Raw genomic sequence first — 14,951 nt, 5'->3', positions numbered from 1 at the left:
CGGGGCCTGGATGCGCGCGGACGCGCCGGGATCGGAACGGAACGGATCAGATGAGGTCCATGGCCGCGATCTCGTCGGGGCGGCCGTAGCTGATCGGGCCCTGGAAGCGGCGGCGGGCGGTGGCGAACCACCAGACGGTGGCCACGAGCAGGACGACGGCGAGCGCGATCGGCGCGTAGTTGAAGGAGTCCACGGTGATCGGGGACGCCTGCGGCAGCATGAACAGGATGCTGCTGAGCGCGATCCAGATCACGGCGAGCCAGCCGACCGGCTTGCTCCAGCGGCCCAGGTTCCACGGGCCGGACTCGAAGGCGTCGCCGAGCCGCAGCCGCAGGAAGATCGGGACGGCGTAGGCGAGGAACAGGCCGACCACGTTGACGCTGACGATCGCGGTGAAGGCGGTGTGCGACCACCAGCCGGGCACGATGAGCGCGAGCGAGCAGGCCACCGCGAGCCAGACCGCCTTGACGGGCGTCCGGGTGCGCGGCGAGACCGAGTGCCACAGCCGGGAGCCGGGCATGGCGCCGTCGCGGGAGAAGGCGAAGATCTGCCGGGTGTTGCTGGTGAGGTTGGCGAGGCCGCAGAAGAGCATCGCGCCAATGACGATGAGGAGCATGACCTTGGCAGTGGTCAGACCGAGGCCGTCGATCAGGATCTGCACGGGCGGCGCGCCGCCCCCGGCCTCCTTGGCGTAGTCCTTAATGCTGTAGACCAGCGCCAGCATCAGGATGAGACCGGTGATCGCCGAATAGCCGATGGCGCGGGTGATCCCCTTGGGCGCGTTGACCGTGGCTTGCACCGTTTCCTCGGACATGTGGAAGCTGCCGTCGAAGCCGGTGAACGTCCAGCTGGTGACCAGCAGCCCGAGCATGCCGCCGTAAAGTCCGCTCGTGAAGCCGGTGTTGTTCTCGAAATGCGTGACGAAGGACGCCGACTGATGGTGATCCGGTATCACTATGAGTGCGCCCACGATCACGACGAGTCCGATCAGCAGCCACCACACGGAAATGCGGTTGAGGACGGCGACGAGCTGGACCGTGTAGGTGTTGGCGAGCCCCTGGAGCACGATGATCAAGGCCGTGATCAGCACCGTCTGGTGGACGGTGGGCTGGTAGGAGGGCCACTGGAGCTGCACGAACGCCTGGATGAAGGTGGCCGCCGCATAGCCGGTCGCGGCGGTGCCGCCGATCTGTCCGACGAAGTTCAACCAGCCCGTGTACCAGGACCAGGCACCCTTGTGGCGCTTGGCGAGTTTACCGGCGGAGAAATAGAGGGCGCCGCTCGTCGGATACGCGGAGGCGACCTCGCCCATGGCCGCGCCGATGAGCAGGACCATGATCGAGACGCCGATCCAGCCGAATACGAGAATGCGGGGGCCACCCGCGTTCATACCGAATCCGAAGGACGAGAAGATACCCGAGAGAATATTGATGATGGTGAAGGAGATCGCGAAATTGTCGAACGCCTTGAAGCGGCGGGTGAGTTTCCGCGGATAACCCATGGCGTGCAGGGTCGCGTCGTCGTCGAGCACGACCGCGTCTTCTCCGGCACGGGCCTTGACCCGGGGAGCAGACATCCGTTCTGACACAGATCGGCCTTTCTCTCGTGCCTCTCGGACGCTCGGGGGGTGGCGCCCGATGAGGGGGGACGGGTGACGAGCAAAGGGGTCAGGCGGGCCCCGGGACCGGCAGCCCGCAGGCACGGCGCGCCCGGGAGAGCTGTTCGGCGGGGTCACCGAAGGCGCTCCAGGGCATGCGCGAGGCGTACGGGCCCATCGCCGTGAAGACCGCGCGCGCCTCGAACTCGCGCTGGCCCATGACCAGCGCGTGCGCGAGGTAGGCCAGGTCGAGCACCGGCGTGAAGCGGTAACCGGACACCGCCGGAAGCCAGTTGTGGTAGATCGCGAGCGCGGTGGCCCGCCACTGGGGCTGTTCCCAGACGCGGTCGGCGAGCAGCTGGGTCGGGTTGTAGCTCTCCACCAGGGCGACCAGGGGCAGCAGCCGCAGCGCGGAGTCGGCGGGCGCGCGCTGGCTGAGGAAGGCGGCCACGTCCCAGGCCGCGTTGACCGAGCCGCCGTGCCGGGCGAAGAAGGCGGAGAGGAAGCGGTGATGGGCCTCGCGGTGCCACGGGTCGAGGGTGAGGATGTGCGCGAACAGCCGCCAGGGGCCGGGCGGGGCGGTGAGCAGACCCTGCGGGGCGGGGTCGCGCAGCCGGTGCAGCCGGGCCATGGCGAGCTTGGCGACCCAGGGGGTGGGGTCCCGCGGGGCCAGCGCGGCGGCCCGCTCGCACGCGGTCAGCGCTATGCGCTCCAGGGCCTCGGCGCGGTCGTCGTGGCCGTCGGCGGCGCGCAGGGCGCGCTGGACGGCGACGCGGGCCCACATCAGGGCCGCCTCGGGCGAGGGCTCCTCGTCCAGCCAGCGTTCGACCAGGTCGGTGCCCGCCGCCTCGGAGGCGAGGACCAGGGAGCGGTGGGCGCGCAGCGCGAAGTCGTGCCGCGTCTCGGCCAGCGCCTCGTACGCGTGCCGATAACGGCCGGCGCGGACATCGACGCAAACGCCGGCCAGGACTCGGTCGTCGGCAGCCGGGTGCCACACATACTGCCCTTCGAATAACTCCGCGGCCATGTCCCCTGCCTTGTCCCCGTACCGTGTCCCCGGCCGCCGCTTCTCGCGGTAGCGCAGGAGGCACCTTACTCAGCACGGCGGACCCCCGGAACGCCGAATTCGACATATCGGTCAGCGATTCGAGAATGTTTATAGAAGTGCGCGGGGAGACCCTCGGCGGGCGATGGTTCAAGGGGTAACTTTCTTTCGCGGGCCCCTCGACGGCCCGGCCGCTATGCGCCGCCACTAGACTCTTTCCGGAAAACCCCCCACACCGCATCACACCTTCGGGAATCGTCATTCAGCACCTCGCCGCCCGGCTGCGCGCCCTGCCGCCCTCCCTCGGACCGGTCCGGCTGGTCGCGGTCGACGGGCACGCGGGCTCCGGGAAGTCGACCTTCGCCGGGCGGCTGGCCGCCGCGCTGGAGGGGGCACCGGTGCTCCATCTCGACGACATCGCCAGCCATGAGCGGCTGTTCGGCTGGACGGACCGGCTGATGACGCAGGTGATCGAGCCGCTGTCCCGGGGCGAGGCCGCCGCCTACCTCCCCTACGACTGGAGCGCCCGCGCGTTCGGGCCGGCCCGCCCGCTGCCGCCCGCGCCGGTGGTCCTGCTGGAGGGCGTGGGCGCGGGCCGTCGCGCGCTGCGGCCGTTTCTGGCCGAACTGCTCTGGATGGAACTGCCCCGCGAGGAGTCCTGGGCGCGCGGCCGGCGGCGGGACGGGGCGGCGCAGCGGGAGTTCTGGGACGGCTGGGTCGAGGCGGAGCGCGCGCACTTCGCCGACGACCCCACCCGCCCCCACGCCGGGCTTCTGGTGCGCCAGACGGACCGGGGGTACACGGTGCTGCCGGGGCCCGCGCGACCCCAGGGATCGGGCCAAGGAGTGACCCAGAGTGATGGCCCCACCCCCATGTGGTGAAATTGTGAAGGCTCTTGTCGGCCAAGTTCCCGAAGTGCCCCAACTTCGCTTGACCCGGGGGCCGTACAGGTCTTACGTTCTCAATGTGCGGCGAATCGAAGCCGCCCGAAGACGCGAAGCCCCCGGTTGTTCCCCCGTGATCGGGGGCTTCGTTCTGCCCGCGCACCGTTTTCCGGGCCCATTACGCGCCGATCCGGTCACCCTCGGTCACTGAAGCGTCCGGATTCCGTCCGTCCCCACCGCACCGAACGGCCTGTACCGCACCCTTCGGCAGCCGGTACCCGCGCGGGTACGATGCCCTTGGTGCGACCTTCGGCAACAGCCTCGCGCACCTGCAACTCCGGTCCGCGGCACGGCGGTTCGGCCGCGGCGGCCGCCGGGCGACCGTCCGGCGGTGAACCACGGGGAGCACGGTCTGTGGGGGACGTGATGGACTTCGGCACGCAGGGCCCCGAGGCCCCGGCCGACCTCGCCTGGCTGCGCGGGGTCGACGCCTACACCATGGGCGCCTATCCGCAGGCGGAGGAGGAGTTCCGGGCCGCGGTGCGGATGGACCCGGGCATGGCGGACGGCTGGCTCGGGCTGCACGCGCTCCGGGTCGACACCACCACCGCGCTGCTGCGGATGTTCCGGCACCGCGAGCGCTTCGGCGAACAGCGCGCCCGGCACCGCCGTACGATCAACTCCTGGTACTGGCTCGGCTGGTGGGTGCAGCCGGTGCTGGAGAGCCCGCGCGATCTGCTGCTGGCGCACGCCTCGCACTGGCTGGACGGCCGGCATGTGCCCGAGCTGGACCGGGCCCTGGCCGGGCTGCCCCCGGTCGACACCGATCCCCAGGTCCGCTTTCTGCACGCCTGCCGCTCCTACCTCGTCAAGGACTGGGAGCAGCTGGTACGGCACACCGATCCGCTGCTGGACGACACCCTGCTCGGCATAGAGGCGGGGCTGTTCGGCGGCATGGCCCGGGTCCGCCTGGAGATGTACGGCCAGGCCGAACCGCTTTTGTCGGCGGCGCTGATGCGGTGCCGCAGCGAGCAGCCCCAGCGCAAGGAGCTGCGCTACTGGCTCGCGCGGGCGCACGAGGGCACCGGCCGCTCCGCCGCCGCGCTCCCCCTCTACCGGGCCGTGCACCGGGTGGACCCCGCCTTCATGGACACCTCGGCGCGGCTCGCGGCGATCGCCGAGGGGGACGGGTACGACGACGCGGCGGACCTCGCCGCGATCACGCTGACCGGCGCCGGGCAGGACACGGTGGACGGACCCGACGGGTTCGATCCGTTCTTCGGCACCGAGGGGCGGGATCTGCGGCTGCCCGAGCCGGACCTGCCGACCGGGCCGCTGCCGGCCGCCGAGCCGGGGGTCCGCGACCGGGGCGGGGTGCCCGGCTCGCCCCTGCCCACCGGGCCGACCGATCCCGCGCTGCTCGAACAGGCGCTCGCCGAGCTGGAGCGGATGGTCGGGCTCGAACCGGTCAAACGCCAGGTGAAGGCGTTGTCCGCGCAGCTGAACATGGCGCGGTTGCGGGCCGGTCAGGGGCTGCCCGTGCAACCGCCGAAGCGGCACTTCGTCTTCTCCGGGCCGTCCGGGACCGGCAAGACCACGGTGGCGCGCATCCTCGGGCGGGTCTTCTACGCCCTCGGGCTGCTCGGCGGGGACCATCTCGTCGAGGCACAGCGGGCCGATCTGGTCGGCGAGTACCTCGGGCAGACCGCGGTGAAGGCCAACGAGCTGATCGACTCCGCGATCGGCGGGGTGCTCTTCGTGGACGAGGCGTACTCGCTCTCCAACTCCGGGTACGGCAAGGGGGACGCGTACGGCGACGAGGCGCTCCAGGTGCTGCTGAAGCGGGCCGAGGACAACCGGGACCACCTGGTGGTGATCCTCGCGGGGTATCCCGAGGGGATGGACCGGCTGCTCGCCGCGAACCCCGGGCTGTCGTCCCGCTTCACCAGCCGCGTCGACTTCCCCTCGTACCGGCCCGCGGAACTCACCGAGATCGGGAAGGTGCTGGCCGCGGAGAACGGGGACCGGTGGGACGAGGAGGCGCAGGAGGAGCTGCGGTCGATCGCCGGGCACGTGGTGGACCAGGGGTGGATCGACGAGCTGGGCAACGGGCGGTTCCTGCGCACGCTGTACGAGAAGAGCTGCGCGTACCGGGATCTGCGGCTGTCCACGTACGCCGGATCGCTGTCCCGGGACGACCTGGCGACGCTGCGCCTCGCCGACCTGATGCAGGCGTACGGCGAGGTGCTGTCGGGGAGGGGACCGCAGGACCCGTCCCCCGCGTAGCCGCCCCGAATGGCGCGGGGAACTGCGCGGGCGGCCCACCACCGGGCCGCACCCGCACCGCTCCCCGCGCCATTCGGGGCTACGTGGCGAGCGCCTGCTCCGGGATGTCGGGGATCTCCCGGTGCGCGGGGTCGCGGACCTCGCCCACCAGCATCTCCAGGACGTCCTCCAGCGCCACCAGGCCCAGCACCTTGCCGGACGGGTCGGCCACCTGGGCCAGATGCGTGGCGGCGCGGCGCATGACCGTGAGGGCGTCGTCCAGGGGGAGCTCGGCCCGCAGGGTGGTCATCGGGCGCCAGATGTTCTGCGGCACCGCCCGTTCGGAGTCCTCCAGGTCGAGTACGTCCTTGACGTGGACGTACCCCATGAAGGCGCCCTGCTCGGTCGCGGCGACCGGGAAGCGGGAGTACCCCGTGTGGGCGGTGAGCCGCACGATCTCGCCCGGGGTGACCGCGGGCGTGACCGTGACCAGGGACTCACGGCGCAGCAGGACGTCGGTGACCGGGCGGGAGCCCAGTTCCAGGGCGTCCTCCAGACGTTCCCGCTCCTCCGGGTCGAGCAGGCCGGCCTGTCCGGAGTCCTCCAGGAGCCGGTTGAGCTGCTCGCTGGTGACGACGGCCTCGACCTCGTCCTTGGGCTCCACCCGGAACAGCCGCAGCACGGCCTGGGCGACGGCGCCCAGCGACACCGTGATCGGCTTGCACACCCGGGCGAACCAGACCAGGCCCGGGCTGAGCCACAGCGCCGCCTTCTCGGGCGCCGCCATCGCGAGGTTCTTCGGCACCATCTCGCCGATGACCAGGTGGAAGAAGACCACCGCGGCCAGCGCGATGACATACCCGAGCGGGTGGATCACGCCGTCCGGGAGGTGGACCGCCTCGAACACCGGCTCCAGCAGTCGCGCGACGGTCGGTTCGGCGACCGCGCCGAGGGTCAGGGAGCACAGGGTGATCCCGAACTGGGCGGCGGCCATCATCTGCGGCAGCCGCTCCAGTCCGTACAGCACCTGCCGGGCCTGGGTGGTGCCGAGCGGTTCGATCTGGCTGCGGCGCACGGACACGAGCGCGAACTCGGCGCCCACGAAGAATCCGTTGGCCAGCACCAGCAGCGCGGCGAGGACCAGTTGGAGCACGCTCATCGGGCGGCCTCCGCGATGTTCGCCGCCGGGGCCGTCCTGACCAGGCGGACCCGCTCGGCGCGGTAGTGGCCGACCTGGCGGACCGCGAGCCGCCAGCCGGGCAGTTCGGCCCGGTCGCCGGGGGCGGGGATGCGGCCGAGCAGGTCGGCGACCAGCCCGGCGACGGTTTCGTACGGCCCCTCGGGCACGTCCAGACCTATGCGCTGGAGGATGTCGACCCGGCAGCTGCCGGCCACGTCCCAGGCGGGCCTGCCGTCCTCGGGCGGGGCGGCGGCCAGCTCGGGCACGTCCTTGGCGTCGTGCTCGTCGCGGACCTCGCCGACCAGTTCCTCGACGATGTCCTCCAGGGTGACCACGCCGGCCGTGCCGCCGTACTCGTCCACCACGACCGCGATGGGCTGTTCGCTGCGCAGCCGCGCCAGCAGGGGCTGGACGGGCAGGGTCTCGGGGACCAGCAGCGCGGGGCGGGCGATGCGGCCGGCCGGGGTGCGCAGCCGGTCGTGCGCCGGGACGGCGAGGGCGTCCTTGAGGTGGGCCATGCCGACGATCTCGTCGATCTTCTCCCGGTAGACGGGGAAGCGGGACAGTCCGGTGGCCCGGGTGAGGTTGACCACGTCCTCGGCGGTGGCCGAGTCCTGGAGCGCGCTGACCTTCACGCGCGGGGTCATGACGTGCTGTGCGGTCAGCTCGCCCAGCGAGAGGGTCCGCACGAACAGGTCGGCGGTGTCCTGCTCCAGGGCGCCGGCCTGCGCGGAGTGCCGGGCCAGGGAGACCAGTTCGCCGGGGGTGCGGGCGGAGGCCAGTTCGTCGGCGGGTTCGACGCCGAGGGCGCGGACCAGCCTGTTGGCGACCGTGTTGAGCGCGGCGATCACCGGCCGGAACAGCCGGGAGAAGTGGTGCTGGGGGCCCGCGACGAAGCGCGCGACCTGGAGCGGCCGGGAGACCGCCCAGTTCTTGGGCACCAGTTCGCCGATCACCATCTGGATCGCGGCGGCCAGCAGCATGCCGACGAGCACGGCGGCACCGGAGGCGACGCCGTCGGGCAGGCCGAGCGCGGCGAACGGGGGACCCAGCAGCCGGCCCAGGGCCGGTTCGGCGAGCATGCCGACGACCAGGGAGGTGATGGTGATGCCGAGCTGGGTGCCGGAGAGCTGGAAGGAGAGTTCCTTCAGCGCCTCCACGACCGTACGAGCGCGCTTGTCGCCGTCGGCGGCGGCCTTCTCGGCCTCGGGGCGCTCGACCGTCACCAGGCCGAATTCGGCCGCCACGAAGAATCCGTTGGCCAGAATCAGCACGAACGCGGCTGCGAGCAGCAGCAGGGGGGTGATCACGATGCCGCCGCCTCCCCGGTATGTCGGGTGGGGGCGGCGCAGGTACTACAGGACGATCCGTCCATCGCCGGAGGGATTCACTCCTCGGTTCGCAGGAACCCCTGGCACCGGGCGGCGCACAGGGGCGGAGGCGCGATCGGCGCGGCCTCCGCCCACCAGGTTAATCAAGACAGGGACCGGGCGGGCAGGGTGGGCGCCCCGGAGTCGGCTCCGGGTCAGCCCTGATCTTCCCCCAGGCGGACGGCCGAGTGGGCCTCGGCGAGCGCCCGCAGCGTCCTGGCGTCGGCGATCGCCCGCTGCCTTGCGATGCCCGGCTGGATGCCGAGCGCGGGCAGGCTGGTGCCGTCGCTGAGGTTGAGGAACACCCAGGGATCGCCCGGACGGAGGTTCACCTGAAGGATCTCCGCCCACTCCAGGCGCCGCCTGCTGGCGATGTTCACGACGGTGACGCCGCTCTCGTCGGCGACCACCTTGATCCGGGCCAGCTGGGCGAGCACCCAGAAGATCAGCGCCCCGGTGACCACGAAACTCATCCGCTCCCCCGGGCCGAGGCCCTCCAGGAGCAGGGCGACCGCCGAGATGGTGAGGAAGATCGCCACGGCGGCGGTGAGCAGGATGGCACGGGTGGAGCCCGGCCGGAAGGTGACGGGCAGGTTCGGCAGGTCGGACATCACATACCCCTCAGAGGCGGCAGGCGTGGATGGCCGTGGTCAGGATGGCGCGGGCGCCGATGGCGTAGAGGTCGTCCATGATCCGCTGCGCGTCCTTGGCGGGGACCATGGCGCGGACCGCGACCCAGCCCTCGTTGTGCAGCGGGGAGACGGTCGGGGACTCCAGGCCGGGGGTGAGGGCGACGGCCTTCTCCAGCTGCTCGACCCGGCAGTCGTAGTCCATCATCACGTACGTCCGGGCGACCAGGACGCCCTGGAGGCGGCGCAGGAACTGCTGGACCTTCGGCTCGGCGGCCTCCTCCGCGTCCGCGCCGGTGCGGCGGATCACGATGGCCTCGGACTTCATGATCGGCTCGCCGAAGACCTCCAGGCCCGCGTTGCGCAGGCTGGTGCCGGTCTCCACGACGTCGGCGATGACCTCGGCGACGCCCAGCTCGATCGCGGTCTCCACGGCGCCGTCCAGGTGGACGACGGAGGCGTCGACACCGCTGTCGGCGAGGTGCCGGCCGACGATGCCCTCGTAGGAGGTGGCGACCGTACGGCCCTTCAGGTCCTCGACGCTGCTCGCGGTGCCCGGCTTCCCGGCGAAGCGGAAGGTGGAGCGGGCGAAGCCCAGCGGGAGGATCTCCTCGGCGGCCGCGCCGGAGTCGACCAGCAGGTCGCGGCCGGTGATGCCGATGTCGAGGCGGCCGGAGGAGACATAGATCGCGATGTCGCGGGGGCGGAGGTAGAAGAACTCGACCTCGTTGCCCGGGTCGACGACGCGCAGTTCCTTGGACTCGCGGCGCTGCCGGTAGCCGGCCTCATGCAGCATGTCCGCCGCAGGGCCGGACAGGGAACCCTTGTTGGGGACGGCGATGCGCAGCATGAGGACGGCTTCCTTTGCGGTGAAGGGGGTCGGTGCGGTGTGCCGCGGCGGGGCGCGGCGGTTCGGTCAGAGGTGGGCGTAGACGTCGTCCAGGGAGATCCCGCGGGCGACCATCATCACCTGGACGTGGTACAGCAGCTGGGAGATCTCCTCGGCTGCCGCCTCCTTGCCCTCGTGCTCGGCGGCCATCCAGACCTCGGCGGCCTCTTCGACGACCTTCTTGCCGATGGCATGGACCCCCTTGCCGACGAGTTCGGCGGTGCGGGAGGTGGCGGGATCGCCGTGGGCGGCCTTGTGCTGGAGCTCGGTGAAGAGCTCCTCGAACGTCTTCTTGGACATGGTGGTCCTTACCCTACGCGCTCCGGCCGGCGCCTCAGTGCCAGGGTTCGGATACCGAACGCAGCGTCGCGGCCGTCGAGACCGCCGCGATCACCGCCTCGTGGCCCTTGTCCTCGCTGGAGCCCTCGATGCCGGCCCGGTCCAGGGCCTGCTCCTCGGTGTCGCAGGTGAGCACGCCGAAGCCGACCGGGACGCCGGTCTCCACGGAGACCTGGGTGAGGCCCTGGGCGACGCCCTGGCACACGTAGTCGAAGTGGGGGGTGCCGCCGCGGATGACGACGCCGAGGGCGACCACCGCGTCGTAGCGCGCGGCCAGCACCTTGGCGGCGACCGGGAGCTCGAAGCTGCCGGGGACCCGGATCAGGGTCGGCTCGTCGATCCCCAGGTCGCCGAGGGCGCGCAGGGCGCCGTTCACCAGACCGTCCATCACCTTCTCGTGCCACTGCGCCGCGATGACGGCGACCCTGAGGTCGCCGGCGTTGCGTACGGACAGTTCCGGTGCACCCTTGCCGCTCACGTCTCTCCTAAGTGCCTTCTGGCTCGACTGGTGTCGCTTGCTTGCTGGTTCTACTGGTTCTACTGGTTCTACTGGTTCTACTGGTTCGGGCAGGTGGCCGGGGTGTCCAGCCAGGGCAGGTCGTGGCCCATCCGGTCCCGCTTGGTGCGCAGATAGCGCAGATTGTGCTCCCCCGCCTGGACCGGCATCGGCTCGCGCCCGGCGACCCGCACTCCGTGGCGCTCCAGCGCGTCGGCCTTGTCCGGGTTGTTGGTCATCAGCCGGACGCTGCGCACGCCGAGGTCGGCGAGGATCTGGGCGCCGGCCCCGTAGTCGCGGGCGTCGGCGGGCAGGCCGAGCTCCAGGTTGGCGTCCAGCGTGTCGCGGCCCTGCTCCTGGAGCTCGTAGGCGCGCAGCTTGGACAGCAGGCCGATGCCGCGGCCCTCGTGCCCGCGCAGGTAGACCACGACGCCGCGGCCCTCCTCCTGGATGCGGGCGAGGGAGCTGTCCAGCTGGGGGCCGCAGTCGCAGCGCAGGGAGCCGAAGACGTCGCCGGTCAGGCACTCGGAGTGCACCCGGACCAGGACGTCCTCGCCGGTGCCGATCTCGCCGTGCACGAGGGCGACGTGCTCGACGCCGTCGACGGTGGAGCGGTAGCCGTGCGCGGTGAAGGTGCCGTGCCGGGTGGGCAGCAGGGTCTCGGCCTCGCGGCGGACGGTGGGCTCGGTGCCGCGGCGGTGGGCGACCAGGTCCTCGATGGAGATGATCGTCAGACCGTGCTTGCGGGCGAACGGGATCAGTTCGGGCAGCCGCAGCATCCGGCCGTCCTCGCCGGCGATCTCCACGATGGCGCCGGCCGGGCGCAGCCCCGCGAGCCGGGCGAGGTCGACGGCGGCCTCGGTGTGGCCGTTGCGCTCCAGGACGCCGCCGGGCCGGGCGCGCAGCGGGAAGACATGGCCGGGGCGCACGAAGTCGGTGGGCCCTGCGGTGCCGCTCGCGAGCAGCTGGAGGGTGGTGGCGCGGTCGGCGGCGGAGATGCCGGTGGTCACGCCGTGCGCGCCGGAGGCGTCCACGGAGACGGTGAAGGCGGTCTTCATCGACTCGGTGTTGTCCTCGACCATCTGCGGCAGCCGCAGCCGGTCGAGTTCCGCGGCCTCCATGGGGGCGCAGACCAGGCCCCGGCACTCGCTCATCATGAAGGCGACGATCTCGGGGGTCACCTTCTCGGCGGCGATGACGAGGTCGCCCTCGTTCTCCCGGTCCTCGTCGTCGACGACGATCACGGGGCGCCCGGCGGCGATGTCGGCGATGGCCTGCTCGACGGGGTCGAGGGCGAACTCCTCGATGCCGTCGCCGTCGTAGGAGTAGGAGTAGGGGTCGTAGAGCGGGGTGGCCGAGGTCATGCCGGTGCTCCTTCCAGAACGGGCCGCGGGCTCTTGCGGGAGCGCAGCCACCAGTCGCGCATGCCCCACAGGACGAGTGCGCCGTAGATGACGTAGACGAAGCCGGAGAAGGCGTAGCCGTTGGCGAAGTTGAGGGGGACGCCGACGAGGTCGACGAGCAGCCAGGCGAACCAGAACTCGACCATGCCCTTGGCCTGGGCGTACATCGCGACGACGGTGCCGACGAAGATGTAGGCGTCCGGCCAGGGGTCCCAGGACAGTTCCGGGAACGCGGTGAACAGCAGGGCGACGGCGACGGTGCCGATCGCGGCGGCGCCGATCAGGGCGGCGCGCTCGCGCCAGGTGGCGAACCGCGGGGAGATGTGGCCGTCGCCGGCCCCGCCCCGGCCGCGGTTCCACTGCCAGAAGCCGTAGAGGGCGACCACCATGACGACGGCCTGCTTGCCGGCGCTGCCGGTGAGGTGGCCGTAGAAGGCGGCGAAGAGGACCAGGCCGGAGACGAACTGCACCGGCCAGCTCCACAGGGAGCGGCGCCAGCCGAGGACGAGTCCGATCAGGCCGAGGATGTTGCCGGTCATGTCGGACCACAGGATGTGCTGTCCGAAGAGGGTGAACGCCTCGGTGTTGAGCGAGTTCACCGGCCGGCCTCCTGTCCGCTCCCGTCGGCGCGGCCCGCCGTGAGGAGGCGCTCGACGTACTTGGCGATGACGTCCACCTCGAGGTTGACCGGGTCGCCGGGCTGCTTCACGCCGAGCGTGGTCAGGGCGAGGGTGGTGGGGATGAGGCTGACGGTGAAGTGGTCGGACCCGGCGTCCACGACGGTGAGGCTGATGCCGTCGACGGTGATGGAGCCCTTCTCGACCACGTAGCGGGCGAGGTCGGCGGGCAGAGAGATCTTCACGATCTCCCAGTGCTCGGAGGCCGTGCGCTCCAGGACCTCGCCGGTGCCGTCGACATGGCCCTGCACGATGTGTCCGCCGAGGCGGGCGCCGACGGCGGTGGGGCGTTCGAGGTTGACGCGGGAGCCGGTGGTGAGCGCGCCCAGGCTGGAGCGCTTCAGGGTCTCGGCCATGACGTCGGCGGTGAACTCGTCGCCCTCGTGGTCGACGACGGTGAGACAGACTCCGTTCACGGCGATGGAGTCGCCATGCCGGGCGCCGTCGGTGACGACGGGGCCGCGGAGCCGGAAGCGGGAGGCGTCGCCGAGGTTCTCGACGGCGGTGATCTCACCCAGCTCTTCGACGATTCCGGTGAACACTTCCCGGGTCCTCCTGCCTCATGGGGCACGGACTCCGGGGCCTGTCGACGGACGACAGAATCTACGGATGAGCACACGCTGGGGACGTCGCCGAAGAGGGCTCGCCCGTGGAGGGACGAGACCGGATACGGCGGCGCGCACACGGAACGCATGCCCGCCCGCCGCGCACTGCCTCCCATCCGGACTTTAACCGTCGGTCCAGGAATTTCACCTGGTCAACCGGTCGCTGGAGGCGACCGGGTCGCGGACTGTAACCGCCGGTTCGGACTTTCACCGACCCCGGAGTGCGCTGCTTCTGGTACACGGCCAGTGTGCCACGCCGGGTGGCCACCCCGACAGGGGGTCCGTGTGGGCTCGCTCACAGTCCGTGTCCCCGCGGGCGGGCGCCGGGACACCCCGTCCGCAACTCCCTCCCGTCCGGCACACGTTGGCCCCTCCCGTCCCATTGACCGTAATGGTCTAGTCCTTTTAGGGTGCCGATCGGGCCCGGCGGCGGTGACGACGGCCCTTGCCCGCCGCCGGGTCGCCAGCGGTCCGGAACCGGGGCGATGCCACTCTTCCGGACGGCTGCCCGGCCCCCTCCGCGGAGGGCGTCCCCACTTACGGGACGGGCGGACCAACTCCGCCGGGCCGGTGCCGAATTAGGTCACCTCCACCGGCGGAACGGGGGCAAGCGGTTCGGACGGGCGACGGCTACGACGGGACCGGTGACCGCGGCGGGTCGGACCACAGGGTGTCCTGGGCGCGGTCGCGGGCGGTCAGCAGGGCGCCGCGCAGGACGGCGGAGCCGCCGAGGGCGCCGGCCCGGACCTCGGTGGGCAGGGGGGACATCCGGCGCAGGCGGTCCGCCACGAGTCCGGCGAGGACGTCCCCGCCGGCCCGGCCGACCTCCCCGCCGAGGACCACGCACCCGGGGTCGAGCACGGCGACGACGGAGGCCGCACCGATGGCGATCCGGTCCGCGAGGGCGGCGAGGAACCGACGGTCGGCACCGACATCCACCGCCGTCACGGGCTTGCGGTCCGCCGACTCGCCCGCCACCGAAGGGTCACCGGCCGGCGGCTTTCGCGCACCCTCCGCCGACGGCCCCCGCACAGCCGACCAGCCCCCTTCCGCCCCGCACGGGTCGGCCGCCACAGTCGGCCCCTGGTCCATCGACTCCCCCGCCACCGAAGGGTCACCGAGCGGGGACGCGCGCGTCTCGCCCATCGACGCCCCCCGCACGGCGGACCGGCCCTCCTCCGATCCGGCCCGGTCAGCCGCCGTAGCCGACTCCCGGTCCGTCGGGTCGCCCGCCACCGAGGCGTCACCGGCCAGGGCCTCCCCCGCCGGCAGTCCCCGTACGGCCGGCCGATGCTCCCCTGTTCCGGCCCGGTCGGCCGCCGGGCCCGACGCACGCCCCATCGGCTCGGCCGCCGCAGAGGAGTCGCCGGCCGGCGGCTTTCGCGCCTCGCCCGGCGATTCCCCCCGTACGGCCGACCGGTCCTCCTCCGTCGCCGCAGGCGTACGCGTCGCCGTATCGCCCGGTCCCGTCTTCGACGCCTCGTCCCGTGCCGCGGCCGGCTTCCCCGTGCCCGGCTCGGCTCCGGCGGACGCGGCCGTCGCGAGCACTCGCTCCACCGCGCCCCGCACCAT

General features: G+C 71.9%; 13 protein-coding genes, 1 pseudogene and 1 riboswitch. Of the genes and pseudogenes, 2 read left to right on the top strand and 12 right to left on the bottom strand.

Annotated features, from left to right (window positions below):
• Positions 1-46: 46 nt before the first annotated feature.
• Both GHR20_RS29725 and GHR20_RS29720 read right to left on the bottom strand, forming a co-directional pair.
• Positions 47-1,588 (bottom strand): amino acid permease, encoded by a 1,542-nt coding sequence (locus GHR20_RS29725; RefSeq protein ID WP_153814896.1) that lies wholly within the window; start codon positions 1,586-1,588, stop codon positions 47-49.
• Positions 1,589-1,667: 79 nt separating this feature from the next.
• On the bottom strand, positions 1,668-2,624 hold the full coding sequence (locus GHR20_RS29720) for a hypothetical protein (protein ID WP_181516662.1): 957 nt from the start codon (positions 2,622-2,624) through the stop codon (positions 1,668-1,670).
• A gap of 278 nt (positions 2,625-2,902) precedes the next feature.
• Here GHR20_RS29720 and GHR20_RS29715 point away from each other — a divergent pair, with 278 nt between their 5' ends.
• The gene (locus GHR20_RS29715; protein WP_153814895.1) at positions 2,903-3,523 is read left to right on the top strand and encodes a hypothetical protein; all 621 of its coding nucleotides are present in this window, start codon (positions 2,903-2,905) and stop codon (positions 3,521-3,523) included.
• Positions 3,524-3,952: 429 nt separating this feature from the next.
• A complete protein-coding gene (locus GHR20_RS29710; protein ID WP_111586654.1) occupies positions 3,953-5,812 on the top strand; it encodes an AAA family ATPase in 1,860 nt (619 codons plus the stop codon).
• 79 nt (positions 5,813-5,891) lie between these two features.
• Here the strand turns inward: GHR20_RS29710 and GHR20_RS29705 are convergent, their stop codons facing one another.
• The 10 genes and pseudogenes from GHR20_RS29705 to GHR20_RS37765 form a co-directional block, all read right to left on the bottom strand.
• Positions 5,892-6,950 carry a hemolysin family protein gene (locus tag GHR20_RS29705; protein ID WP_153814894.1) on the bottom strand — a complete coding sequence of 353 codons (1,059 nt, stop codon included), beginning with the start codon at positions 6,948-6,950 and terminating at the stop codon, positions 5,892-5,894.
• A complete protein-coding gene (locus GHR20_RS29700) occupies positions 6,947-8,281 on the bottom strand; it encodes a hemolysin family protein (protein WP_153814893.1) in 1,335 nt (444 codons plus the stop codon). The genes GHR20_RS29705 and GHR20_RS29700 overlap by 4 nt, the downstream gene beginning before the upstream one ends.
• Positions 8,282-8,496: 215 nt before the next feature.
• Positions 8,497-8,952 carry a PH domain-containing protein gene (locus GHR20_RS29695; protein ID WP_153814892.1) on the bottom strand — a complete coding sequence of 152 codons (456 nt, stop codon included), beginning with the start codon at positions 8,950-8,952 and terminating at the stop codon, positions 8,497-8,499.
• Between the two features lie 10 nt (positions 8,953-8,962).
• Complete coding sequence (gene hisG / locus GHR20_RS29690) at positions 8,963-9,820, bottom strand: ATP phosphoribosyltransferase (protein ID WP_111586603.1); 858 nt, start codon at positions 9,818-9,820, stop codon at positions 8,963-8,965.
• Positions 9,821-9,886: 66 nt separating this feature from the next.
• A complete protein-coding gene (locus GHR20_RS29685; protein WP_016434182.1) occupies positions 9,887-10,159 on the bottom strand; it encodes a phosphoribosyl-ATP diphosphatase in 273 nt (90 codons plus the stop codon).
• Positions 10,160-10,193: 34 nt separating this feature from the next.
• A complete protein-coding gene (ribH, locus tag GHR20_RS29680) occupies positions 10,194-10,676 on the bottom strand; it encodes a 6,7-dimethyl-8-ribityllumazine synthase (protein WP_111586602.1) in 483 nt (160 codons plus the stop codon).
• A gap of 77 nt (positions 10,677-10,753) precedes the next feature.
• Entirely contained in the window at positions 10,754-12,058 is a 1,305-nt protein-coding gene (locus tag GHR20_RS29675; RefSeq protein ID WP_153814891.1) for a bifunctional 3,4-dihydroxy-2-butanone-4-phosphate synthase/GTP cyclohydrolase II, read from the bottom strand.
• Positions 12,055-12,696, bottom strand: coding sequence for a nicotinamide mononucleotide transporter family protein (locus GHR20_RS29670; RefSeq protein WP_111586600.1), 642 nt, complete (start codon positions 12,694-12,696; stop codon positions 12,055-12,057). Before GHR20_RS29670 ends, GHR20_RS29675 begins: the two co-directional genes overlap by 4 nt.
• A complete protein-coding gene (locus tag GHR20_RS29665; protein ID WP_153814890.1) occupies positions 12,693-13,316 on the bottom strand; it encodes a riboflavin synthase in 624 nt (207 codons plus the stop codon). The genes GHR20_RS29670 and GHR20_RS29665 overlap by 4 nt, the downstream gene beginning before the upstream one ends.
• A 161-nt stretch (positions 13,317-13,477) precedes the next feature.
• A riboswitch (FMN riboswitch) is annotated at positions 13,478-13,608 on the bottom strand.
• A 401-nt stretch (positions 13,609-14,009) separates the two neighbouring features.
• Positions 14,010-14,294: pseudogene (locus GHR20_RS37765) on the bottom strand (ROK family protein); the annotation flags it as partial.
• Positions 14,295-14,951: the final 657 nt, after the last annotated feature.

The sequence above is a fragment of the Streptomyces sp. SUK 48 genome (assembly GCF_009650765.1).
Taxonomy (GTDB): Bacteria; Actinomycetota; Actinomycetes; order Streptomycetales; family Streptomycetaceae; genus Streptomyces.
The sequence above is the reverse complement of the archived record's forward strand: the minus strand, read 5'-3'. Positions and strand labels throughout refer to the sequence as shown.

Bases quoted from the DNA above. Each gene is read 5' to 3' on its own strand.
- GHR20_RS29720 (WP_181516662.1), bottom strand. From the start codon at position 2,624: ATGGCCGCGGAGTTATTCGAAGGGCAGTATGTGTGGCACCCGGCTGCC.
- GHR20_RS29710 (WP_111586654.1), top strand. From the start codon at position 3,953: ATGGACTTCGGCACGCAGGGCCCCGAGGCCCCGGCCGACCTCGCCTGG.
- GHR20_RS29705 (WP_153814894.1), bottom strand. From the start codon at position 6,950: ATGAGCGTGCTCCAACTGGTCCTCGCCGCGCTGCTGGTGCTGGCCAAC.
- GHR20_RS29695 (WP_153814892.1), bottom strand. From the start codon at position 8,952: ATGTCCGACCTGCCGAACCTGCCCGTCACCTTCCGGCCGGGCTCCACC.
- hisG (WP_111586603.1), bottom strand. From the start codon at position 9,820: ATGCTGCGCATCGCCGTCCCCAACAAGGGTTCCCTGTCCGGCCCTGCG.
- GHR20_RS29685 (WP_016434182.1), bottom strand. From the start codon at position 10,159: ATGTCCAAGAAGACGTTCGAGGAGCTCTTCACCGAGCTCCAGCACAAG.
- GHR20_RS29675 (WP_153814891.1), bottom strand. From the start codon at position 12,058: ATGACCTCGGCCACCCCGCTCTACGACCCCTACTCCTACTCCTACGAC.